At 68.7% G+C, this 21,398-nt stretch carries 19 protein-coding genes; 8 read left to right on the forward strand and 11 right to left on the reverse strand.

Annotated elements, in window-relative coordinates; all coding sequences use genetic code 11:
- Positions 1–45: 45 nt before the first annotated feature.
- Both FHR90_RS08005 and FHR90_RS08010 read right to left on the reverse strand, forming a co-directional pair.
- Positions 46–204 (reverse strand): hypothetical protein, encoded by a 159-nt coding sequence (locus FHR90_RS08005; RefSeq protein ID WP_176623038.1) that lies wholly within the window; start codon positions 202–204, stop codon positions 46–48.
- Positions 201–1,340: a PepSY-associated TM helix domain-containing protein gene (locus FHR90_RS08010; protein ID WP_176623036.1), complete on the reverse strand. Its 1,140-nt coding sequence runs from the start codon at positions 1,338–1,340 to the stop codon at positions 201–203. Before FHR90_RS08010 ends, FHR90_RS08005 begins: the two co-directional genes overlap by 4 nt.
- 114 nt (positions 1,341–1,454) lie before the next feature.
- Between FHR90_RS08010 and FHR90_RS08015 the strand changes: the two genes are divergently transcribed.
- On the forward strand, positions 1,455–3,620 hold the full coding sequence (locus FHR90_RS08015) for a TonB-dependent siderophore receptor (protein WP_176623034.1): 2,166 nt from the start codon (positions 1,455–1,457) through the stop codon (positions 3,618–3,620).
- Between the two features lie 7 nt (positions 3,621–3,627).
- Here FHR90_RS08015 and FHR90_RS08020 read toward each other — a convergent pair whose 3' ends face one another.
- Complete coding sequence (locus FHR90_RS08020; protein WP_176623032.1) at positions 3,628–4,182, reverse strand: helix-turn-helix domain-containing protein; 555 nt, start codon at positions 4,180–4,182, stop codon at positions 3,628–3,630.
- A 107-nt stretch (positions 4,183–4,289) separates the two neighbouring features.
- Here FHR90_RS08020 and FHR90_RS08025 point away from each other — a divergent pair, with 107 nt between their 5' ends.
- Positions 4,290–5,231, forward strand: coding sequence for a DMT family transporter (locus tag FHR90_RS08025; protein ID WP_183275020.1), 942 nt, complete (start codon positions 4,290–4,292; stop codon positions 5,229–5,231).
- Here the strand turns inward: FHR90_RS08025 and FHR90_RS08030 are convergent.
- The 4 genes from FHR90_RS08030 to FHR90_RS08045 are packed head-to-tail and all read right to left on the reverse strand — an operon-like array spanning position 5,146 to position 9,545.
- Positions 5,146–5,682, reverse strand: a complete 537-nt coding sequence (locus FHR90_RS08030; protein ID WP_183275021.1) for a hypothetical protein — start codon at positions 5,680–5,682, stop codon at positions 5,146–5,148. The two genes, FHR90_RS08025 and FHR90_RS08030, sit on opposite strands and share 86 nt — an antisense overlap.
- A gap of 31 nt (positions 5,683–5,713) precedes the next feature.
- On the reverse strand, positions 5,714–7,969 hold the full coding sequence (locus tag FHR90_RS08035; RefSeq protein ID WP_246330118.1) for a xanthine dehydrogenase family protein molybdopterin-binding subunit: 2,256 nt from the start codon (positions 7,967–7,969) through the stop codon (positions 5,714–5,716).
- The gene (locus FHR90_RS08040) at positions 7,969–8,988 is read right to left on the reverse strand and encodes an FAD binding domain-containing protein (RefSeq protein ID WP_176624169.1); all 1,020 of its coding nucleotides are present in this window, start codon (positions 8,986–8,988) and stop codon (positions 7,969–7,971) included. The genes FHR90_RS08035 and FHR90_RS08040 overlap by 1 nt, the downstream gene beginning before the upstream one ends.
- Positions 8,988–9,545, reverse strand: coding sequence for a (2Fe-2S)-binding protein (locus FHR90_RS08045; RefSeq protein ID WP_394367840.1), 558 nt, complete (start codon positions 9,543–9,545; stop codon positions 8,988–8,990). Before FHR90_RS08045 ends, FHR90_RS08040 begins: the two co-directional genes overlap by 1 nt.
- A 148-nt stretch (positions 9,546–9,693) precedes the next feature.
- Here FHR90_RS08045 and FHR90_RS08050 point away from each other — a divergent pair, with 148 nt between their 5' ends.
- From FHR90_RS08050 to FHR90_RS08065, 4 genes are read left to right on the forward strand one after another with little or no spacing between them, the layout of a single operon-like run.
- A complete protein-coding gene (locus FHR90_RS08050) occupies positions 9,694–11,025 on the forward strand; it encodes a glycosyltransferase family 2 protein (protein WP_266152809.1) in 1,332 nt (443 codons plus the stop codon).
- Positions 11,025–11,312: a hypothetical protein gene (locus FHR90_RS08055; protein WP_183275023.1), complete on the forward strand. Its 288-nt coding sequence runs from the start codon at positions 11,025–11,027 to the stop codon at positions 11,310–11,312. Before FHR90_RS08050 ends, FHR90_RS08055 begins: the two co-directional genes overlap by 1 nt.
- 7 nt (positions 11,313–11,319) lie before the next feature.
- Complete coding sequence (locus FHR90_RS08060; RefSeq protein ID WP_183275024.1) at positions 11,320–12,039, forward strand: amino acid ABC transporter ATP-binding protein; 720 nt, start codon at positions 11,320–11,322, stop codon at positions 12,037–12,039.
- Positions 12,036–13,544 (forward strand): ABC transporter substrate-binding protein/permease, encoded by a 1,509-nt coding sequence (locus FHR90_RS08065; RefSeq protein WP_183275025.1) that lies wholly within the window; start codon positions 12,036–12,038, stop codon positions 13,542–13,544. The genes FHR90_RS08060 and FHR90_RS08065 overlap by 4 nt, the downstream gene beginning before the upstream one ends.
- A 68-nt stretch (positions 13,545–13,612) precedes the next feature.
- Here the strand turns inward: FHR90_RS08065 and FHR90_RS08070 are convergent, their stop codons facing one another.
- The 4 genes from FHR90_RS08070 to FHR90_RS08085 form a co-directional block, all read right to left on the reverse strand.
- On the reverse strand, positions 13,613–14,221 hold the full coding sequence (locus FHR90_RS08070; protein ID WP_176621865.1) for a YceI family protein: 609 nt from the start codon (positions 14,219–14,221) through the stop codon (positions 13,613–13,615).
- Between the two features lie 82 nt (positions 14,222–14,303).
- Positions 14,304–14,627, reverse strand: a complete 324-nt coding sequence (locus FHR90_RS08075; protein ID WP_176621866.1) for a SelT/SelW/SelH family protein — start codon at positions 14,625–14,627, stop codon at positions 14,304–14,306.
- Positions 14,628–14,641: 14 nt separating this feature from the next.
- Positions 14,642–17,998: a S41 family peptidase gene (locus FHR90_RS08080; RefSeq protein ID WP_176621867.1), complete on the reverse strand. Its 3,357-nt coding sequence runs from the start codon at positions 17,996–17,998 to the stop codon at positions 14,642–14,644.
- Between the two features lie 22 nt (positions 17,999–18,020).
- A complete protein-coding gene (locus tag FHR90_RS08085) occupies positions 18,021–18,542 on the reverse strand; it encodes a MarR family winged helix-turn-helix transcriptional regulator (RefSeq protein ID WP_176621868.1) in 522 nt (173 codons plus the stop codon).
- A gap of 174 nt (positions 18,543–18,716) precedes the next feature.
- Here FHR90_RS08085 and FHR90_RS08090 point away from each other — a divergent pair, with 174 nt between their 5' ends.
- Positions 18,717–20,294: a sugar ABC transporter ATP-binding protein gene (locus FHR90_RS08090; protein ID WP_246330119.1), complete on the forward strand. Its 1,578-nt coding sequence runs from the start codon at positions 18,717–18,719 to the stop codon at positions 20,292–20,294.
- A 15-nt stretch (positions 20,295–20,309) separates the two neighbouring features.
- Entirely contained in the window at positions 20,310–21,386 is a 1,077-nt protein-coding gene (locus FHR90_RS08095; protein WP_246330120.1) for an ABC transporter permease subunit, read from the forward strand.
- Positions 21,387–21,398 lie beyond the last annotated feature (12 nt).

Genomic DNA, 21,398 nt, shown 5'->3' on the forward strand with positions numbered 1-21,398 from the left:
CCGTCGCGGACCGGCAGCCCCGGCCGCGACCCCAGGGCTGTCGGTTCAGCGGCCGCGGAACAGGAAGACCAGCAGGACGAGGCTTGGTATGCCGAGGCCGATCACGCCGAGACCGTCGCCGATCGGACCCTCGATCAGCAAGGCGCCGACGAGGCCGGCGACACTGACGCTCGCCATCGCTGCCGGCCCGATCCAGACGCTCATGCTTCGCCCTCCACCAGTCGCCGTGCCTCGCTGTCTCGTGGCCCGGCGGCGCGGCGGCTGCGTGGATGTGACATCAGCAGATACAGCCCGCTGCACAGAACGGCGATCGTGAACACATCCAGTGCCGCCCAGAGAATCTTCAGGATCGGGCCGCCGTAATTGCCGAAATGCAGCGGCCGCGACAGTTCCAGTGCCCGCAGGTACCAGGGCATCCTGGCGACGAAGGCGACATGCCCGTCGCGCGCATCCACCAGCACCGGCGTCAGCATCTGCGCGCGCAGTTTCGATCGTCCCTTCACCCAGACGACGTAGTGGTCCGGACTGCCATAGAGATGGGTGGGAAAGGTGACGAAACTGACCTCGCTGTCGTGCACGGTGGAGGTCGCGGCGGTGATGGCCGAGGACAGCGGCGCGGTCGGGATGATCGCCGCATCATGCGCGTAAGGCGCCAGCACCGGGGCGACGTCACGGAGTTGCCAGATGCCGAACAGCGGTGTGGCGAGGCCGTTCATCACCCCGGTCGCACCGACGACGCCGGCCCAGGCGAGGGTGACGATGCCGATGACGTTGTGCAGGTCGAGCCAGCGCAGCCGGCGTGAGCCGGTGCGGCGGATCTCGCCGAATCCCAGACGGCGCGCGAAGGGCGCATACAGTACCACCCCCGAAACCAGGGCGGCGAGAAAGATCAGTCCGATCAGGGCGAGGAAGATCTCGCCGGGCAACCCGGTCAGCAGGCTCGCATGTAGTTGCAGCAGCACGCCCATCACCGCGTCGGCGGGTGCGGCGCCGTCGCGCAGCAGCGTGCCGTCCGCGGCGAAACTGGTCTGGTGCAGGCGGTCATAGGGGTCGTCGGCGCCCGGTGCGGTGCTGATCTGCACGCTGGCGGTGTCGGGATGCGGGATCACGATGCGCACACGCTCGCCGCCATGCAGGCGTCGCGCCTCGGTGACCATCGCGTCCAGCGGCATCGCGCTGGCCGCCACGGCCGGCCGCGTCGAGGGGGCGAGGGCGCGGTCGATCTCCTCGTCGAAGATCAGCGGCAGGCCGGTCAGGCACAGGATCAGCAGGAACAGCGTGCAGACGATGCTGCTCCAGCGATGCACCCATCGCCAACGCCTCAGCGCGGGACCGGACAAATGGAATGTCTCCTGCAAAAAATTTCGTTACACGTTATTGCGAACGACTCGCAGTGTCAATTAGAACCCGGTCGTATGCGGCGCCCGCCGCGGCAGCCAACGATGCTGGAGCCCATGTCCCACCTGTTCCGACGATCCCTGCTGCTGAGTGCGGCGATCCTGACCACCACCTGCGCGGGCGGGCTGTCGGCGAGGGCGGCCGACCCGTCGAAACCGCCGCACGCTGCGCGACGCGCGGCGGACGAGGTCTCGGCCGAGCGCATCGACGTGGTCGGCCATCGCAGCGTCGTCGCCACTCGTGCCACCACCGCGACCAAGACCGACACGCCGATCATCGAGACCACGCAGAGTGTGGCCGTCGTCACCCGCGCGGCGATGGACGAGCGTCAGGTGCAGACCGTCAACCAGGCGCTGCGCTACACGCCCGGCGTCGCTCCCGACAGCTACGGCAACGATTCGCGCTTCGACTGGCTGCGCATCCGCGGCTTCGACGCCACCACCTATGGTCTGTATCTCGACGGCATGCGCTTCACGCCAGGCAGCACCGGGCCGGTGGCCGAGCCGTACGGGCTGGAGCGGATCGAGGTGCTGCTGGACCCGTCCTCGATGCTGTATGGGCAGGCCGCACCCGGCGGCCTGGTCAATCTGGTCAGCAAGAAGCCGCAGTCGACACCATCGACCGAAATCCAGTTCATGGCCGGGTCGTATGACCGCTATCAGGGCCAGTTCGACACCACCGGGCCGATCCCGGGCACCGATGGCCGCGTCGATGGCCGTCTGGTCGGGCTGGTGCGCGATTCCGACACCCAGGTGAACATGGTCAAGGACAACCGCATCTATGTGGCACCCTCCTTCACCTGGCATATCGGCCCGCGTACCGACCTGACCTTCCTGTCGTGGTACCAGAAGGACCACACCTCGGGTGAGCAGTTCTTCCCCTCGCTCGGCACGGTGTTCGCCAATCCGAACGGCCGCCTGCCGACCGATCTGTTCCTCGGCTCGCCGGACCAGGACAAATGGGACCGCCAGCAATACGAGGTCGGCTTCCTGCTCGACCATCAGCTCACCGATGACTGGAGCCTGCATCAGAGCTTCCGCTACGCGCATCTCGATCTGAACTGGGCGCAGGTCTACGGGCTCGGCATCGCCGCCGACGACATCCATCTCTACCGGCTCGCCTTTCACGAGGTGGCGGGGGCGGATCTGTTCACCTCCGACAGCCGGCTGACCGGGCATTTCCGCACCGGCCCGGCGGCGCATACGCTGCTCGCCGGCTTCGACTACAGCCATTCGCTCATCGGCTACGATTACGGCTACGCGTCCGCCACGCCGCTGAACCTGTATCACCCGGTGTACACGGTCCAGCAGGCGGTGCCGTTCGCGCTGCACAACGACACCGACCAGTATCAGGACGGGCTCTATCTGCAGGACCAGATCAAGCTCGCCCGGCATGTGCTGATCAATCTGGGCGGGCGCTACGACTGGGCCGGCACGCAATCCGTCACCCGCTATACCGCCGGCGGGGTGGCGAATGCCGGGCAGTTCGACCGTGTGTTCACCTATCGCGGCGGCCTGGGCTACCTGTTCGATTTCGGACTGATGACCTATGCGAGCTACGCGCGCTCGTTCCAGCCGAGTTCGGGCACCAATCTCGCCGGCTCCCCGCTCAAGCCGACCTATGGCAAGCAGGTGGAGGTCGGCGCCAAATACCAGCCGAAGGGCATGGCGAGCTTCCTCACCGCCTCGCTGTTCGACCTGCGGCAGACCAACGTCGCCGGTCCGGATCCGTCCAACCCGCTCAACACCATCCAGACCGGCGAGATCCGCGTCCGCGGTGCCGAGCTGGGCGCGACCGCGCATCTGTTCGACGGGCTCGACCTGATCGGCGCCTACACCTATCTCGACCCGACGATCACGAAGTCCACCACCGGCACGCAGGGCAAGCGCCCGCAGCTCATCTCGCGCAACACGCTGTCGCTGTGGGCCGATTACCAGATCCAGCCGCGTCTGCTGCCCACGCTTGCCGGGCTCGGGGTGGGTCTAGGCCTGCGCTACATCGGCAATACCGAGGCCGATGACGCCGACAGCTTCACCGTGCCGTCGGCAACGTTGTGGGACGGTGCGATCCACTACGATCTCGGCCACCGGCAGCGCTGGCGGTTGGCGGTCAACATCAACAACCTGTTCGACCGCGTCTATGTCGCGAGCTGCTCTGGCTATACGAGCTGCTACTGGGGTCAGCGCAGGCAGGTGCTGGGCAGCGTGCGGGTGAGGTTCTGATCGCCCGTCACACCACGATGTTGCGCACGAAGCGCAGCGTGGCACTGCCTTCGTTACGATAGGCATAGCCGAGATGGCTGGCATAGACGGCCGTCTCGCCTGCCGGCACCAGCCGGCGCTCGCCGCCCACATCGAGGGTCAGCACGCCCTCGATGACATGCACGATCTCGCGCCAGCCCGGCGGGTCGGGCTCGGGCGCGTAGACCACGCCCGGGGCCAGCGTCCAGGCCCACAGCTCGCTCTCCCGATGCGCCTGCAGGCTGCCGAGCAGCACCGCATGCGAGCGGCCCGTGGCATCCACCCAGGCGATCTCGGGCGCGCGCGCCTCCGGCGGTTCGGCGGTGTCCATCACCAGGTCGGCGAAGCGCGCACCGAGCGCCAGGGCGAGACGGTCGAGGGTGGCGAGGCTGACATTGCTGTCGCCGCTCTCGATCGCCACCAGCATCCGCCGGCTGATGCCGGCCTTCGCCGACAGCGCGTCCTGACTCAACCCCTGCGTCTGTCGCATCCGGCGCAGATTGGTCGCGACATGGCGCAGCACTGCCGGCGGGTCATGCGACATCTGCGTTAAAATCCTGACTCCCGAGTTGAATTCCGCTGTTGCGCACTATACTTCACCTCCTCCGTCTTCAAACCCGTCAAGCGGCTCTTTTCCTAGGGAGGACAAGCATGGCCCGTTCCGTCTCGACTGTCTCCCGCGAATGGCCGCTGGTGGTCATCACCTGCGTGTGGGGCACCACCTTTCTCGTCACCCGGATCGGTCTTGCCGAAACCGGGCCGCTGTTCTTTGTCGCCCTGCGCTTCGCGGTCGCCGCGATCGCGCTGGCGGCGTTCTGCGGCCGCTCGCTGCTGGATCTGCGCCGTATCGAGCTGGTCGCCGGCGTCTCGATCGGGCTGGTGATCGCGCTCGGCTCGGTGTTGCAGACGATGGCGATCGAGCGCCTGCCGAGTTCGATGGTGGCGTTCCTGACCGCCTTCTACGTGCCGCTGGTGCCACTGCTGCAATGGCTGCTGCTGCGCCGTCCGCCGGGCTGGCGCGGCTGGATCGGCGCATTGGCCGGGTTCGCCGGCCTCGCGCTGATCGCCGGGCCGGTCTCTGGCGGTTCCCTGCTCGGCGAGCTGCAGGCGATCGGCTGTGCGCTGGCGTTCGGCTTCGAGATCATCCTGATCGGCCGCGTCGCCGCGCGTGTTGATGCCCGCCGCTTCGCGGTGGTGCAGGTGGTGACGGTGTCGCTCGCCTCGCTGGCCGCCATGCCGCTGCTCGGCGAGCATCCGGTGTGGCCCGATGCGCGGCTGGCGCTTTGCGTGCTCTATCTGGGGTTGGCGAGCGCGATCGTGCAGGCAGTGGTGAGCTGGGCGCAGCGCGTGGTTTCGCCAACCCGGGCGACGATCATCTACGCCACCGAGCCGGTCTGGGCCGGGCTGATCGGGGCCGCCGCCGGCGAGCCGATCGGTTGGCGGGCGGCGTGCGGTGCGGTGCTGATCGGTCTGGGCGTGCTGTCGTCGTCGCTGCCGCTTCCGCGCTTCAGCGCGACCAGACGGTGGCTGGCCGCCCCTCGGCGCGGGCGCGGGCGCGGGCGACGCTCGGGGGCCGCGGCGTGCAGGACATGAGATAGATCCCGGCGGTAAACACCAGGTTCGCCGTCGAGTTGAACAGTTGCGGCAGCAGGAGCTGGCCGTGCAGCCCGATCGACTGCATCGCCGAGACCACGCAGAACGCGATCGCGAGCAGCCGCATGGCAAAGAAACCGTGGCGAAGCGGGTTGGCGTGTCCGGGCCGGACCAGGCCGCGCTGCTGGCGGAAATAACGGTAGAACAGCAGTCCGATCGTCCAGCTCAGCGCATCGAAGGCGGCACGTTCGAAGCTCAGCATTCCCAGCAGGCCGAGAGCGACGTCCGCCGCCACATCCAGCACGATCGCGCCGAGCTGCATGCTCATGCCGAGCTCGAAGGCCGGCAGTCGCTCGGGGAGCCGGTCGGCGATCGGCTGGAAGCCGCGATCGAGGATGGCGGCGTCGATGCGTTCAAGAAGCGGCGGCTGGCTCATCGGGGGGCGGATCATCGTCCAGCCGCCCGCCGGGCGCAACCTTGGCTCAGATCAGCTTGTCGAGCGTGATCGGCAACTCCCGGACCCGCCTGCCGGTGGCGTTGAAGATCGCGTTCGCCACTGCCGCCGCGGTGCCGACGATGCCGATCTCGCCCAGTCCCTTCACACCGAGCTGATTGACTTCCGGATCGGGCTCGTCGACGAAGATCACCTCGATCGGCGGAATATCGGCATGGGCCGGCACGTGATACTCGCCGAGATTGCGATTGACCATGCGGCCGAGCCGGTCGTCGAGCATCGCCTCCTCGTGCAGCGCCATGCCGATGCCCATCACCACCCCGCCGATGATCTGGCTGCGTGCGGTCAGCGGGTTGATGATCCGCCCGGCGGCGATCGCCGCCACCACGCGGCGCACCTGCACCACGCCCAGTTCCTCGTCGACGCCGACCTCCACGAACTGCGCACCATGGGTGTTGCGCGCCCAGCGTTTCTGGCTGGCCGGATCGGGCGCGGCCTTCGCCGTGGCGGTGATCGCGTCGTCGCCGGACGCGGCCAGCAGGGCCTCCAGGCGGATCGCCCGTTCCGGCGCGGCGCGAAGACGCAGCTCGCCATCCTCGAACGCGACCTGATCGAAGCGGCTGCCGACAAACGCGCTGTCGGGCAGGCGCGCGGCGATCGCGTGCAGCTTCGTTGCCAGGGCGAGCGTGGCATTCTCCACCGCCGCTCCCACCGAGGCCGCACTCCACGAACCGCCGGCCAGCGGCGCCATCGGCAGGCTGGAATCGCCCAGCCTGGCGGTGATCCTCGCCGCCGGCAGGCCGAGCGTGTCGGCGGCGACCTGCACCATCACCGTATACATTCCCGTGCCCATGTCGGCGGTCGCCGAGCCGACCTCGAGGCGACCGTCGGCGCGCAGCGTAGCCACGGCGGACGCCTGCATCTGCATCGCATCCCACACGCCGCTGGCCATGCCGTGTCCGATCAGCGTGTGTCCGTCGCGGGTGCCGCGCGGGGTCGGCGACCGCTCGTTCCATCCGAACGCCGCAGCGCCCTGTTCAAGCGCCGAGCGCAGCGCCTTCGAGGTGTAGGGCAGGTCCATGTCGCGATCGCGGTCGCTGTCGTTGGCCAGCCTGAACGCTACTGGGTCGACGCCGCTCGCATGAGCCATCTCGTCGATCGCCGCTTCCAGAGCGTAGAGCCCCAGCGCCGCCCCCGGCGCACGCGTATCCTGCGGCGAGTAGAGATTGAGCTTCACGAGCTCGTAGCCGGTGCGCACGTTGTCGCAGGCATAGAGCTTGCCGGCCCAGTTCACCACCGCCTCCTGATAGTCCTCGAAGACGGAGGTCCCGGCGATGGCGTCATGGGTAATCGCGCGGAGCGAGCCGGACGCATCCGTGCCGATTCCGACCCGCTGGCGGGTGCGCGGACGATAGCCGAAGCTGAACATCTGCGGCCGGGTAAGCTGCACGCGCACCGGGGCGTCGAGATCACGCGCCGCCATCGCGGCGAGGAACAGCTGGTACTGCGGCCGCAGCGCGGAGCCGAACGCGCCGCCGACGAAGGGCGAGGTCACCTGCACCTCGTCCACACCGAGCCCGAATACGCTGGCGAGGTACTGCGCCGTTGCCGCAGCACCCTGCGTCTTGTCGTAGACCTTCAGCTGCCCGCCTTCCCACCAGGCCAGCGAGCCGAACAGCTCGATCGGGTTGTGATATTCGGCGGGCGAGACATACTCGCCGACGATGCGGCAATCGGCCTCGGCGAAGGCGCGCTCTGCGTCGCCACGCGGCTCTGCCGGCGGCGGGATACCCTCGCGCTTCTTCGGCGGCACATAGGCCTGATCGAGATAGCGTTCGAGCTTGGTAGCATGCGCCTCGGCTTCGTAGCGCACTCCGACCCGCGCGGCAGCATCGCGCGCGATCTCGAACTCGCGCGCGATCACCAGCGCCACCGGCTGCCCGGCATAGAGGATGCGGGTGTCGTAGAGCGGACGGAACGGCCGTCCCGGCGGTCCCACCATGTCGCGCCAGCGATGCGCCGAGGCCGGCATGCGCGGCCGATCGAGACAGGTATAGATGCGCTCCACGCCGGGTACGGCGAGGGCGGCGTCGAGATCGTAGCCGGTGATGCGCCCGCGGGCGATACGCGACGAGACCACCACGCCGTAAAGCATGTCCGGCAGTGCGAAATCGCCGGCATAGGGGGCCGAACCGGTGACCTTGGCGAGCCCGTCCACGCGGGGCAGGGCCCGGCCCGGGCCGTCACCGGAATTGCGCCGGGAGGGGTCGAACATGCCGTCCATCAGGCCACCTGCTTGTGCGTCTGCGATTGCGGAGTGCGCCGGGCCGCCTGATCGAAGGCGCGGATGATGGCGCGGCGGGCGAGGTCGATCTTGAAGGCATTGCCCTCGGGCCCGCTGCCCTGGGCCCGGGCAGGGGCCAGCACGATGGCGGCTGCATCGGCAAAGGCGGCGCGTGTCGGCTCGCGGCCGATCAATGCCGCTTCCGCCTCCTGGTCACGCCACGGCTTGTGCGCCACGCCGCCGAGAGCGAGACGGGCCTCGGCGATGCGGCCATCCTCGATACGCAGCGCGGCGGCGACCGAGACCAGCGCGAAGGCATAGGAGAGCCGGTCGCGCAGCTTCAGATACGAATAGTGGTCGGCGAACCCCTCTGCCGGCAGGGTGACGGCGGTGATGATCTCGTCGTCGCCGAGGGTGTTGTCGCGCTCGGGCGTGTCGCCAGGCAGGCGGTGGAACGCACTGGCCGGGATCGCCCGCTCGCCAGCCGGTCCCTCGGCGATGACCTGCGCATCGAGTGCGGCGAGGGCCACGCACATGTCGGAGGGATGCACGGCGATGCAGTGCTCGGACGCGCCGAGGATGGCATGGATGCGGGTGACGCCGCCGATCGCGACACAACCCGCGCCGGGGCTGCGCTTGTTGCAGGGCGTGTCGGCCTCGTTGAAATAATAGCAGCGTGTGCGCTGCATCAGATTGCCGCCCGTGGTCGCTGCATTGCGGAGCTGTCCTGTGGCCCCCGCCAGCAGCGCGCTCGCCAGCAGCGGATAGCGTGCCGCGATCTGCTGGTGTGCGGCGAGGTCGGCGTTGCTGACCAGTGCGCCGATCCGCGCGCCCTCGGGGCCGATCTCGATGCCGCGCAGGTCGAGCCCGTTGAGGTCGAGCAGCCGGTCGGGCCGGGCGACGTCGAGCTTCATCAGGTCGATCAGGTTGGTGCCGCCGGCGATCGGGGTCGCACCCGCGGCGCGCGCGGCGATCGCCTCGGCGAGGCTGCCGGCGCGGGCATAGCCGAAGCTGCGCATCAGACGCTCTCCACTTCGGCGCTCGCGGCCTGGGCGGCCCTCGCCACCTCGGCGATTGCGGCGACGATGTTGGGATACGCACCGCAGCGGCACAGATTGCCGCTCATCTTCTCGCGGATCGTCGCGTCGTCGAGAACCAGCCCCGATGCCGCCGCCTCGCCGAGCAGGCCGGCGGCCGAGCAGAGCTGCCCCGGCGTGCAGTAGCCGCACTGGAACGCGTCATGCGCCATGAACGCCGCCTGGAGCGGATGCAGCCCGCCGGCGCTGTCGTCGAGGCCGGGCAGCCCTTCGACGGTGCGGATGTCGCAGCCCTCATGCATCACCGCCAGCGTCAGGCAGGAGTTCACCCGCCGCCCGTCCACCAGCACCGTGCAGGCGCCGCACTGGCCGTGATCACAACCCTTCTTGGTGCCGGTCAGTCGCATGCGGTCGCGCAATGCGTCCAGCAGTGTCGTCCAGGGCGCGACGTCGATGCGTCGTTTCTCGCCGTTGACCGTCATCGCGACCGGGCGGGAAGTGGCGTTGAAGGCTAGGGCGATCTGCTCGGTCTCTGGCACGGGTTGCTCCTCGCCGGTCTGTTCCATGAAGTTGCGGCGTAACCACCTTGGCGCGGCATCGTTCCCTGTTTTCTGCCCGCGCACGTGAAGCGGGCGCGGTTCTGGGCTATGTGAGGCGCAGACGAGGGGGGATCAGGGTTTGGCGCGTGTGCGATGCCTGATGATGCAGCGGGACGAGGCCGTGTTTCTGGAGCCCTGGCTCCGCTATTACGGCTACCTGTTCGGTTACGAGAACCTGGTCGTGTTCGACAACGGCTCCGTGGAGCCATCGGTGCTCGACACCCTGGCGCGATACGCGCGGGCCGGGGTCACCGTGCTGCGCGATTTCGCCGACAATGCCGCCTTCCAGCACAAGGGCGCGATCATCGGCGGCGCGATCCGCCATCTCGACGAGACGATCGGCGCGCAGGGCTACGATTTCGCCCTCCCGGTCGATTGCGATGAATTCATCGTTGCCCTGACGCAGGACGGCATGAGCTGCGCGCGCCAGGCCATCCATGCCTCGCTCGATGCGATGATCGGGCGCCAGCATGCGTTCAGCATCGAGCTGTCGTTCTACAACCTGCCCGGCCGGACCGGCTGGTTCTTTCCCGACGGCAACCGCAAGGGCTTCCTCGCCGCGGGCACCATCGCCGAGCTCGATCACGGCTTCCACCTGCCGCGCTCGCGGATCGACGACCGCTCGATCGAGACCCCGTTCGCCTACCTGCACTTCCACAACCGCCCGTTCGCCGACATGCAGCGCCATGCGGCGCGCAAGCTCGAAGGTCTGGTCGACGTCACCGACCATGAGGCGCTGCGGCGGTTCCGCGGCGCGGGGCACCATCTGGTCGGCTATTTCTTCATGGACGAGACCGGCTACCGCACCCGCTACGACGATGCGGTCGCTGTCGCCATGCCCGAATTCACCGACCTGATGGCGGCACTCGGCGTGCCGGCGGAGGCGATCGACGGGCCGGCCGACTATCCCGTCCAGCTCGGCGGCCGGCTCGGCCTGCGCCTGCCGCTGCGCGACGGCGTCGAGCGCCGCATCGGCGCTTTCGACGGGTTGGCCTATATCGAGCGCAGCGGCGACGTACGCGAGGCCGGCATGCCGCCCCTGTATCACTATCTGCTGTTCGGACGCGGCGAGAAGCGCCCGCCGACCCTGGTCGATCATGCTCCGGAAGCCCCGCTGCCCCCCGATCCCGCGTTGCCCGAAGGGGCGCGTCCGCCCGCGCCGCTCGAGCCGCAATACAGCCTGCTCGGACGCGCCGGCGCGCCGCCGCCCGGAGCGGTGATCGTCGATCCGGCCACCCTCGCGCCCGGTGCGGCGCACGAGCGCGACGCGTCGCTCGACGGGCAGGCACCCGAAGCCATGCCCGAGACCGACCCTGCATCCGCCGCGAAGCCGGCGGAGGAGGCGTCGGGATGGGCATTCCGCCGCTTCGACGCCATGATCGACGCCGATGCGGAGTCCGAGACGGGAGGGGTACGGTGATGCGGCGACAGGTTGTCCTGGGCCTCGGCCTCGCGGTCGGGCTGGCCGGATGCGGTCCCTCGCCGCTGGCGCCGCAATTGCCGGGCTATTCGTCCAACGGGCTCGAGCGGGGCGCCGGGGTCGCCGCCGAACCCGGCCCGGTCAGTGTCGGCGCGGTTGGCACCGGCCCGGCGGGCTCGGTCTCGAACTGGGGCCCGACCTCGCTCGGCCCGGCCGCGATCGGTCCCGGCACCGCCGGTCCGGGGCCGGTCGCAGGCGGCGCGGTGGGCGGCTACCACGCCTATTGACGCGGCGATGATCCGGGTCAGGGGCTTGGTCAAGCGGTTCGGCGGCGACATCGTGCTCGACGGCATCGATCTCGACGTGCCGGAGGGTGCGCTGGTGGCGCTGATCGGGCCGTCGGGCTGCGGCAAGTCCACGCTGCTGCGCTGCCTCAACGGACTGGAGACGCCGGATTCGGGCGAGATCGAGATCGACGGCGAACGTCTGGGACCGGGCAATGCGGCGCGCCTGCGCGGGCGGGTCGGCATGGTGTTCCAGAGCTTCAACCTGTTTCCGCACCGCTCGGTGCTGTCCAACCTCACCCTCGCGCCGCGCGTGGTGCGTCATCGCTCGCGCGAACAGGCCGAGGCCGATGCGCGGCTCGCTCTGGCCCGGGTCGGGCTGTCGGGCTTCGAATCCCGCGCGCCCGCCACGCTGTCGGGCGGCCAGCAGCAGCGTGCGGCGATCGCCCGTGCGCTCGCGATGGCGCCGCGGGCGATGCTGTATGACGAGCCCACCTCGGCGCTCGACCCCGAGCGCGTCGGCGAGGTGCTGGCGGTGATGCGCGACCTCGATGCGGGCGGCATGACGCAGGTGGTGGTCACGCACGAGATGCGCTTCGTGCGCGAGGCGGCCGACACGGTGGTGGTGCTCGATCACGGCCGCGTCGTCGAGAGCGGCCCGGCGGCCGAGGTGCTGGCCGCGCCCAGGGACGCGCGGACACGCAATTTTCTGGGCAGCATGCAGGCATGAGGCGGCTGCTGGCCGCCCTGCTGCTGCTGGCCTCGGGTCTGCAGGCTGCGCGCGCCGGCGAGCCGGTGGCGCAACCGACGTTGCGCTGGGCCGGCGACGCGCGCTCCGGTGCGCCCTACGAGTTTCACGACCCGTCCGATCCGTCGCGGCTGATCGGCTACGAGGTGGAGATCGCCGAGGAGGTGGCGCGTCGGCTGCACCGCCGCCCCGAATTCGTGCAGAACGAGTTCGACGGGCTGATCCCCGGGCTGCAGGCCGGCCAGTACGACATCGCCATGGACGGGCTGGAGATCACCCCCGAGCATGAGGGGGCGGTGGCGTTCTCGACCCCCTATTACACCACCTGGGAACAGCTCGTGGTGCGGCGGAGCGATCCGCGCGACAGCCTCGCCGCCCTCGCGCACGGCCGCGTCGGCACGCTGCGCGGCACCACCGCCAACCGCATCCTCGAGGCCTTCGCCGCCGAACATCCCGGTTTCGACATCCGTCTGTACGACGAGGAGTTCGACGCCTATACCGACCTTCGCCACGGCCGGCTCGACGGCGTCCTGCTCGATGCGCCGATCGCGCGCTACTATGCCGGAGTCGATCCGGCGCTCGCTCTCGTCGGGCCGCCGGTCGCTCCGATCAGCTACGGCATCGCGCTCCGCAAGACCGATACCGCGCTGCGCAACCGGATCGACGAGGCGCTCGCCGCGATGCGCGATGACGGCACGCTGGCGCGTATCCTCGCGAGGTGGAACCTGTTGCCCGAGGGGCAGTCCGTGCCGGGCGTCGCGCCAGTGATGTGGCAGCACTGGGTGGCGACCACCGCACCGGTCTCGGGCTGGCGGGCGCGGCTGCATCGCTACGCGCAGTTCCTGCCGATGATCCTGCGCGGTGCGTGGATGACGCTGCTGGTCTCCGTGCTGGGCATGGCGGTGGCGGTGGTGGTCGGCCTGCCGCTCGCCCTGCTGCGGCGCTACGCGGTGGCGCCGTTCGCGGCCCTGGCGACCGCGTTCATCGAACTGGTGCGCGGCACGCCGCTGCTGGTGCAGATCCTGTTCATCTTCTACGGGCTGCCGGAGCTCGGCATCCAGTTGAACCCACTCGCCGCCGGGGTGATCGCGCTGGGGCTGAACTACGCCGCCTACGAGGCGGAGAATTACCGTGCGGGCCTTGAGGCGGTGCCGCGCGGCCAGGCGGAAGCGGCGGCCGCCCTCGGCCTGAGCCCGATGCAGGGCCTGCGCTACGTCGTGGTGCCGCAGGCGCTGCGCACCGTGCTGCCGGTGATGACCAACGACTTCATCTCGCTGCTGAAGGACTCGTCGCTGGTCAGCGTCATCACGCTGACCGAGCTCAGTCAGACCTACGAGCAGCTCTCCACCACCTATTTCGACTATCTGGGCCCCGGCGCGATGGTCGCAGCGGCCTATCTGCTGCTCGGCCTGCCGTTCGTACGCCTGGCCCGGTTCGCCGAACGCCGCCTCGCGCGGCAATCCGGCATCGTCTCAGCGAGGCATTAGCGGGTTGTTCGCGAACGCGTCCCGGACGATCGGATGGCTGTCCCGGACGCGTTCGCCGACACTTCGGATCAGTCCTGCTTTTCAAAGGCACCGGCGATGTGCAGCCGCACCTCGTCGCTGACATAGGGGACGTATTTCGTCACACCGAAATCGCTGCGCTTGATGATGCCGGCGGCATCGAAGCCGACGGTGTATTTGTGGTCGATCGGGTTGGTCCCCGCGCCGAGGAACTTCACCTTCAGCGTCTCGGTCTTGGTTACGCCATGCAGCGTGAGATTGCCGGTGACGGTCGCCTCGCCCTTGCCGGTCGGCACCACCGAGGTGGACACGAAGGTCGCATCAGGGAATTTCGCCGCGTCGAACCAGTCGGCATCCTTCAGCTCGGAGGTCAGCTTGTCGGACGTGGTCTGCACCGAGGTGATGGGGATGGTGACGCTCAGCTCAGAGGCCGCCGGCTTCTTCGGATCGAGCGACAGCTTGCCGGAGACGTTCGAGAACGAACCGCTGTACCAGGTGAAGCCGAAATGCAGCACCGAGAAGCCGATCTGGGTATGGCCGGGCTCGATCGCATAGGTGCCGGCGGTCACGCTGGCCGGGTTGGTGACGGTCTGGGCCAGCGCCGGCGTGGCGGTGGCGAGCGAGACGGCGGCGCAGAGCAGCAGGGCCGAGCGTGTCATGAAATGTCCTTTCGTGGTGTCGAAGTCGATGCCGGAGACATAGGGTGGGGTGGGCTGGCCGCGAAAGACGATCGGCTGGAAATCAATCGTTTCCGGCCGGCGTCTGCGCGTCCTGCGCGGAGGGGCCGCCCGGGCGGTCGATATGTCCGAGATCGCGATCGGGCTCGATCCGATCGCGCACGCGCTGCTTGAGTTCCTTCGGCCCCGGAAAGCCGCCATCGCGCTTGCGCTCCCAGATCGTCGCGCCGTCCAGTGTGATCTCGAAGCGGCCGCCGGTATCGGGGCACAGCGCCACCTCGGCGAGGCTGTCGGAAAAGGTTGAGATCAGCTCCTGCGCCATCCAGGCGGAACGGGCCAGCCAGTTGCACTGGGTGCAGAAATGGATGCTGACGCGATGCCCGGTCATGGTCTTGCTCTCCCTCAGTTCACACCCGCGCCCTGGTTCTGGTCCGCCGGCGGATAGGCCGGCAGCAGTGGCGGAGCCGGAGGCAAGGATGCCGGACGCGACTTCAGCTCGTCGAGCAGTTCCGACACGCCGCGTGCAAGCTGCGGGTCATGCCCGGACAGCATCGCGTCGGGCGTGTCCTCGACGGTGATGTCGGGATCGACGCCGTGGTTTTCCATCACCCATTCCGAGCCGAGCCCGTAGAGGCTGTCCTCGGGGACGGTGATGTAGCCGCCATCGAGCAGGCCCCAGTAGCCGCGGATGCCGCGCACCCCGCCCCAGCTTCTGGTGCCGATCAGCTTGCCGAGCCCGTATTTGCGGAAGAAGAACGGGAAGATGTCGCCGTCCGAGGCCGAATAGTGGTTCAGCAGCGCCACCTTCGGACCGTCGATCAGCAGTTGCGGGATCGGGGCGGCGATGCGCTGGCGGTTGGTCGACATGCCCACCAGCACCCGACGCAGCCGCTCCAGCACGAGCTGGTCGACGAAACCGCCGCCATTGAAGCGGTCGTCCATCAGCAGCGCTCGCTTGTCGGTCTGCGGGTAGAACTGGCGCATGAACTGCTCCAGCCCGAGCGATTCCATGTCCGACATGTAGATGTAGGCGACACGCCCGCCCGACAGCCTGTCCACGGTGCGCCGCTTGGTATCGATCCAGTCCAGCTCGCGGACGTTGAGCTCGCTCTTCAGCGGGTCGACGGTGATGTCGCGTCGCGCGCCCGTGGCCTGCGCGGCCACGGTGATCGTCACCGGGCCCTCGAGCCCGACGAACAGGCTGTAGGGGTTGGTGGGCGCCTTCAGCTCGTGGCCGTTGACGGCCAGCAGATAGTCGCCGGGATGGACATTGATGCCCGGTTCGGTGAGCGGGCTGCGATAGGCGGGGCGCGTGTTGTCGCCGGGATAGATCCTGGCGAACTGGTAGCGTCCGCTGGCCGCGTCGAGCGCGTAATCGACACCGAGCAGCACGGTCGCGACATGCGGCGTCGGGTCGAGATCGTCGCCGCCACCGGCATAGGTGTGGGAGTTGCCCATCTCGCCCTGCATCTGGCCGAGCACATAGGTCAGGTCGCCGCGCGAACCGACCAGCGGCTCCAGTTTCGCATAGGCATCGTGCACGCCCTGCCAGTTCACGCCGTTGTATTTCGTCGAATAGAAGAAATCGCGCTCCAGCCGCCACGCATCCTCGAACATCTCCGCCCACTCGGCCGGAGGCGTCACCTGCGCCACCATCGCGTCGAGCGACAGCTTGTGCGCCTCGCCCTTGGGCTTGGCTTCGGTGATCGTCCAGTCATCGTCGTGCTTGAAGAGGATCGCACTGCCATCGGCAGAGATCTCGTAGCTGTCGAGCGCGTCGATCACCGTCTCCGTCTTGCGATCGGCGAGATCATAGACGTGCAGCGTCGATTTCTCGCCCGGCAGCGGGCCTTCGAATCCCGTGACACCGGCGGTCTGCCAGTAGAGTTTCGATCCCCTGGCATCGATGCCGAGGATATTCGCACCCTCCGTGCCCGGCAGGGCGGTCGCGCGCGACATCAGCCCGTCAGTCGTCAGATGCACCGCAGGCCCGTTGCCGGGATGCCATTTGCCGTCGTCGTGACCGGGCTTGGCATCGTTGCCGACCGTGCCCTCATCGGAGCGCGGCGCGAACGGCGAGGGTGTGTCCGCAGAGAGTGTCGCCAGATACAGCCCGTTGGATTTCGCGTCGGTGAAGTCGAAATCGCGGTCGGAGGCGGCCGGGTTCTCGTGGCGGTTGGAGATGAACCACAGATATCTTCCATCCGGCGAGAAGACCGGCGACCAGTTGCTGTTCATCGGGTCGGCGGCCGGCTCGGCATGACCTGTGGTGCTGTCATACAGCCAGATCGTGCGCTGCTGGTTGGGCCCGAGCTGGCTCCAGGCCAGCCAGCGTCCGTCCGGCGACCAGTTCTGGTCGTGGATCTCGCTGTAGGGATCATGCGCGACCGCTTTCGGATCGCCGCCCGAGACAGGCACGATCCACAGCCGGTGCTCGTTGTCGGAGAAGGCCAGTTTCGATCCGTCCGGCGAGAAGACCGGCTTGTAGAAGAACCCGGCGCTGAAATGGGTCAGCAGCTTCTCCGCCCCGCCTTCCGCCGGACGGACGGCGATCTGTCGCTCGCCGCTCGCATCGGTGGTGTAGGCGATGGTCTTGCCATCGGGCGACCACGAGGGATGGTCCTCGAAGGCACCGGAGCTGTCGGTGAGGTTGCGCGTCGCGCCATGCTCTGCCGGCAGGGTGTAGAGATCGCCGCGCGCGACCAGGGCGGCACGCTTGCCATTGGGCGAGATCGCATAGTCGAGGGTCTGCGAGGTGTCGGTCTCGGTGACGTATTTCGCCGTCTTCACCGTGCGCGTCATCGTCCGCGTCCCGTCATCGGGCACGCGCACATCCACCTTGTGCAGGGTCTCCGACGGCAGATCGATCACGTACAGGCTGCCGCCCTGCTGGAAGACGATGCCCGCATCATCGCCTCCGGGGCCGCTGATCGACGGGAAATCGATGTCGTAGTCGGTGAAATGCGTGATCTCGCGGAACTGCTTCGTGCCGAGGTCATAGCACCAGATATTCGCGCGGCGGTTCGCATCGCGATCCGACAGGAAGTAGATCCGATTGCCGTACCACATCGGCGCGGTGTCGGTGCCGGCGAAGTCGGTGATCCTGTCGAGCTTCTTCGTATTGAAGTCGTAGGTGTAGACGTCCTGCGACATGCCGCCGTCATAGCGTTTCCAGATGCGGAAATCGCGCATGATGCGGGTATAGGCGATGGTGTGCCCGTCCGGCGCCCAGCTCATCAGCCCGCCGCGATCGAGCGTCATCGGCCCCGGCAGACCGCCGGCGAGCGGCACCTCGAACGGGCGCATGTAGCTGTCGTTCCAGGCCATCCGGCGCGACAGGAATTCGATCTTCGTCGAATCTGGCGTCCAGCCGAGCACCATGTTGTTCGGACCCCAGCGGTCGGGCGCCTTGGGGGTCACGTCGGAGTGGAACGTCAGCCGCCGCGCCGCACCGCCGCCTGCGGGAATGACGTAGACATCGCCATTGCCGTCATAGCTGGCGGTGAAGGCGATCCACTTTCCGTCCGGCGAGAAGCGCGGCATCACGTCCTCGCCGGTATCCGCGGTCAGCCGCTGCGCGACACCGCCGGCGCGCGCCACCTGCCACAGATTGCCATGTGCTGCGAAGACGATGGTGCCGCCGTGCAGGGTCGGAAAACGGGTCAACGTGTGCCCGTCACCCGCCTCCGCCGCGTGGGCGGGCGCTGCCCATCCCGATGCGAAGGCAAGCAACGTGGACAGCAGCAGAAGGCGACGCATCAGGCTGGTATTTCCGTCTGTTTCAGTTTGCGTTGAGCAGCAGGATCTGGGTCAGCGGCTCGATCGCCGCCTCGATGTCGCGCACCTGGCGCGGTGACAGCCGGCCGAGATTGGCGGCGAGCCAGTCGTTGCGGCGCTGGCTGACCTCCTGGATCATCTGCAGCCCGGTCGGCGAGATCGCCAGTCCGATGCGGCGCTTGTCGGCGCCGGGGACGGTGTCCTGCACCTTGACCAGACCCGCCTTCACCAGCCGCTTGACGTGCGCGCTCATCGCCGGCCGGCTCATCTGCTCCAGATCGGCCAGTTCCGACACGCCGGTCCCCGGCCGCTGGTTGATCGTGACCAGGAACGACGCATCCAGCGCCGAAACGCCCAGAAGCTGTGCCTCGCGCCGCAGGTGTCGACCCAGCCGCAGGATCAGGGGCCGCAGCCTGTCGGCGACCTGGAGCATGTCCGGGCTGGCGAGCAGGTCGCTGCTTTGGGTCGGTGTCGGGGTGGGCTCGGGGTCGGTCCTGGCTGCCGCTGACGCGCGGGGTGCGGGCATCGTGTCTCCGTGGGATGAAGGGTCCGCCACAGCATTGTCATCCCCTGCAGGGTCCGTCCAGCGGTTAACGGTCTGCGCGCCCTCGCCAGAGTTGCGCCCGGGGGGTCGGGAGATGTAATGGCAGGGAAACGACGGCATGCGCACAACAACGATGCAGCCGCGGGGGGAGGGGTCATGACCCACGGCGCTGCCGCGGTGTCTGCGTCGGGCGGCGGGAGCGTGAGCCCGGGTCCGGCGCTCGAGATGCGCCATATCAGCAAGACCTTTCCCGGCGTGCGTGCGCTGCGCGATGTCAGTCTCCAGGCCTGGCCCGGCGAGGTGCTTGCCCTGATGGGCGAGAACGGCGCGGGCAAGTCCACGCTGATGAAGGTGCTGTCGGGGGCCTATCTGGCCGATGCGGGCGGCGAGATCCTCGTCGGCGGCAAGCCGCTCGCCATCGACGGGCCGGCGGCGGCCAGGCGCGCCGGCATCGCCATCATCTATCAGGAGCTGGCCCTCGCGCCCAACCTCACCGTGGCCGAGAACATTTATCTCGGCGCCGAGCTGCGCCGCGGCGGCAGGGTCGACCGCGCCGCCATGGAGACGGCCTGTGCGCCGATCCTGGCCCGGCTGGGCGCTCCGTTCGGCCCGCGCGCGCAGGTCGGCTCGCTGTCGGTTGCCGAGCAGCAGATGGTCGAGATCGCCCGCGCGCTGCATGGCCGCTCCCGCATCCTGGTCCTCGACGAGCCGACCACCGCGCTGTCGGCGCGCGAGACCGAGCGGCTGTTCGCGCTGATCGGCACGCTGCGCGCCGAGGGTGTCGCGCTGATCTACATCTCGCACCGGATGGAAGAGGTCTATGCGCTCGCCGACCGCGTCACCGTGCTGCGCGACGGCGCGTCCGTCGGCACGCTCACGCGCGAGCAGCTCACCGCCGACGCCATCGTGCGCATGATGGTGGGCCGCGACCTGTCGAGCTTCTACCTCAAGCAGCATGCCGACGATGCGCGGACGGCCCCCGTCGTGCTGGAGGTGGACGGGCTCACCGATGGCGGCAGGCGCGTGCATCCGGCGAGCTTCACCCTGCATGCCGGCGAGGTGCTGGGCATTGCCGGTCTGGTCGGCGCGGGGCGCACGGAGCTGGCGCGGCTGATCTTCGGCGCCGATCGCGCCGAGGCGGGGAGGGTATCGCTCGACGGCCGGACGCTTGCCATCGCCTCGCCGCGCGACGCGCTCGATGCCGGCATCGCCTACCTGACCGAGGATCGCAAGGTGCTGGGGCTGTTCCTCGACATGAGCTGCGGCGAGAACATCAATCTCGGCGTCATTGGCCGCGATGCGCGCTTCGGCCGCCTGAATCTCAGGCGTGGCCGTGAGCGCGCGCTTGCCGCGTTCCGAGCGATGCGGGTGCGCGCGCCGGGGCCGCTGGTCAATGTCGGCTCGCTGTCGGGCGGCAACCAACAGAAGGTGCTGCTGGGCCGGCTGCTCGAGGCCGAGCCGCGCGTGCTGATCCTCGACGAGCCGACCCGCGGCGTCGATGTCGGCGCCAAATCCGAGATCTACCGGCTGATCGACGCGCAGGCGCAGCGCGGGCTCGGCGTGGTGGTGATCTCGTCGGATCTGCCGGAGATCATCGGCATCTGCGACCGCGTGCTGGTCATGCGCGAGGGACGGCTGGTCGGCGAGGTGCGCCCCGAGCCCGACCCGCAGACCGGCGCGCGGGCGCTCAGCTCGCGCAGGATCATGCAATTCGCGGCCGGTCTGGCGGCCTGAAGGAGCCTTGCGGACATGACCGCCGACACGATCGACTCGCTGCCGCCGACCAACGCCGCCGGCATGGTCGACCCGCCGCCCCGACCCGAGGATCGACCCGGGGGCGGTGCCGGCCTGTCGGAGCGCCAGGTCCGCATCCGCGCGATGCTGCAATCGCTCGGCATGCTGCCGGTGCTCGTCCTGCTGGCGATCGGTTTCCACCTGTTCGGCGGCCACCGCTTCCTGACCGGCGAAAACCTCTCCATCGTCGCCCAGCAGGCCTCGATCAACACCGTGCTCGCCGCGGGCATGACCTTCGTCATCCTCACAGGCGGCATCGATCTCTCGGTCGGCTCGATTCTTGCTGCCGCGGCGATGGGCGCGCTGATCGTGTCGCTCTGGCCCGGCTGGTGGGCCGCGCTCGCCATCCCGGCCGCACTCGCCATCGGCTTGCTGATTGGTGTGATCAACGGCTCGCTGGTCGCGCTGGTCAAGCTGCCGCCCTTCATCGTCACCCTGGGCACGCTCACCGCGATCCGCGGCGTGGCAAGGCTGATGGGGGCCGACAACACCGTCTTCAATCCCGACCTCGCCTATGCCTGGATCGGCAATGGCGGCATCCCGGTCGGCAGCCTGACCGTTCCGTGGCTGGCGGTGATCGCGCTGGCGGTGATCGTGGTGTCGTGGTTCGTGCTGCGCCGCACGGTGCTCGGCGTGCACATCTATGCCGTCGGCGGCAACCCGGCCGCCGCGCGTCTGTCGGGCATCTCGGTGACCGCCGTGCTGCTGTTCGTCTATGCCGTCTCGGGCGGGCTCGCCGGCCTGGGCGCGGTGATGGCCTCGGCGCGGCTGTACGCCGCCAACGGGCTGCAGCTCGGCCAGAGCTACGAGCTCGACGCGATCGCCGCCGTGATTCTCGGCGGCACCTCCTTCGTCGGCGGTGTCGGCTCGATCTGGGGCACGCTTGTCGGTGCGCTGATCATCGCCGTGCTGACCAACGGGCTGATCCTGATCGGGGTGTCCGACATCTGGCAGTTCATCATCAAGGGCCTGGTCATCATCGGTGCCGTGGCCCTCGATCGCTTCCGCCAACAGGGCGGCGCACGCACGTAAAACGAGAACAAG

This window comes from Endobacter medicaginis (assembly GCF_014192375.1).
In the GTDB taxonomy this organism is placed as follows: Bacteria; Pseudomonadota; Alphaproteobacteria; order Acetobacterales; family Acetobacteraceae; genus Endobacter; species Endobacter medicaginis.

Excerpts from the sequence above, each read along its gene's own strand:
- FHR90_RS08085 (WP_176621868.1), bottom strand. The coding sequence starts at position 18,542 with ATGCCCGCACCCCGCGCGTCAGCGGCAGCCAGGACCGACCCCGAGCCC.
- FHR90_RS08055 (WP_183275023.1), top strand. The coding sequence starts at position 11,025 with ATGCGGCGACAGGTTGTCCTGGGCCTCGGCCTCGCGGTCGGGCTGGCC.
- FHR90_RS08040 (WP_176624169.1), bottom strand. The coding sequence starts at position 8,988 with ATGCGCAGCTTCGGCTATGCCCGCGCCGGCAGCCTCGCCGAGGCGATC.
- FHR90_RS08075 (WP_176621866.1), bottom strand. The coding sequence starts at position 14,627 with ATGACCGGGCATCGCGTCAGCATCCATTTCTGCACCCAGTGCAACTGG.
- FHR90_RS08025 (WP_183275020.1), top strand. The coding sequence starts at position 4,290 with ATGGCCCGTTCCGTCTCGACTGTCTCCCGCGAATGGCCGCTGGTGGTC.
- FHR90_RS08060 (WP_183275024.1), top strand. The coding sequence starts at position 11,320 with ATGATCCGGGTCAGGGGCTTGGTCAAGCGGTTCGGCGGCGACATCGTG.
- FHR90_RS08065 (WP_183275025.1), top strand. The coding sequence starts at position 12,036 with ATGAGGCGGCTGCTGGCCGCCCTGCTGCTGCTGGCCTCGGGTCTGCAG.
- FHR90_RS08070 (WP_176621865.1), bottom strand. The coding sequence starts at position 14,221 with ATGACACGCTCGGCCCTGCTGCTCTGCGCCGCCGTCTCGCTCGCCACC.
- FHR90_RS08005 (WP_176623038.1), bottom strand. The coding sequence starts at position 204 with ATGAGCGTCTGGATCGGGCCGGCAGCGATGGCGAGCGTCAGTGTCGCC.
- FHR90_RS08035 (WP_246330118.1), bottom strand. The coding sequence starts at position 7,969 with ATGGACGGCATGTTCGACCCCTCCCGGCGCAATTCCGGTGACGGCCCG.
- FHR90_RS08080 (WP_176621867.1), bottom strand. The coding sequence starts at position 17,998 with ATGCGTCGCCTTCTGCTGCTGTCCACGTTGCTTGCCTTCGCATCGGGA.
- FHR90_RS08020 (WP_176623032.1), bottom strand. The coding sequence starts at position 4,182 with ATGTCGCATGACCCGCCGGCAGTGCTGCGCCATGTCGCGACCAATCTG.
- FHR90_RS08095 (WP_246330120.1), top strand. The coding sequence starts at position 20,310 with ATGACCGCCGACACGATCGACTCGCTGCCGCCGACCAACGCCGCCGGC.
- FHR90_RS08090 (WP_246330119.1), top strand. The coding sequence starts at position 18,717 with ATGACCCACGGCGCTGCCGCGGTGTCTGCGTCGGGCGGCGGGAGCGTG.
- FHR90_RS08015 (WP_176623034.1), top strand. The coding sequence starts at position 1,455 with ATGTCCCACCTGTTCCGACGATCCCTGCTGCTGAGTGCGGCGATCCTG.
- FHR90_RS08030 (WP_183275021.1), bottom strand. The coding sequence starts at position 5,682 with ATGATCCGCCCCCCGATGAGCCAGCCGCCGCTTCTTGAACGCATCGAC.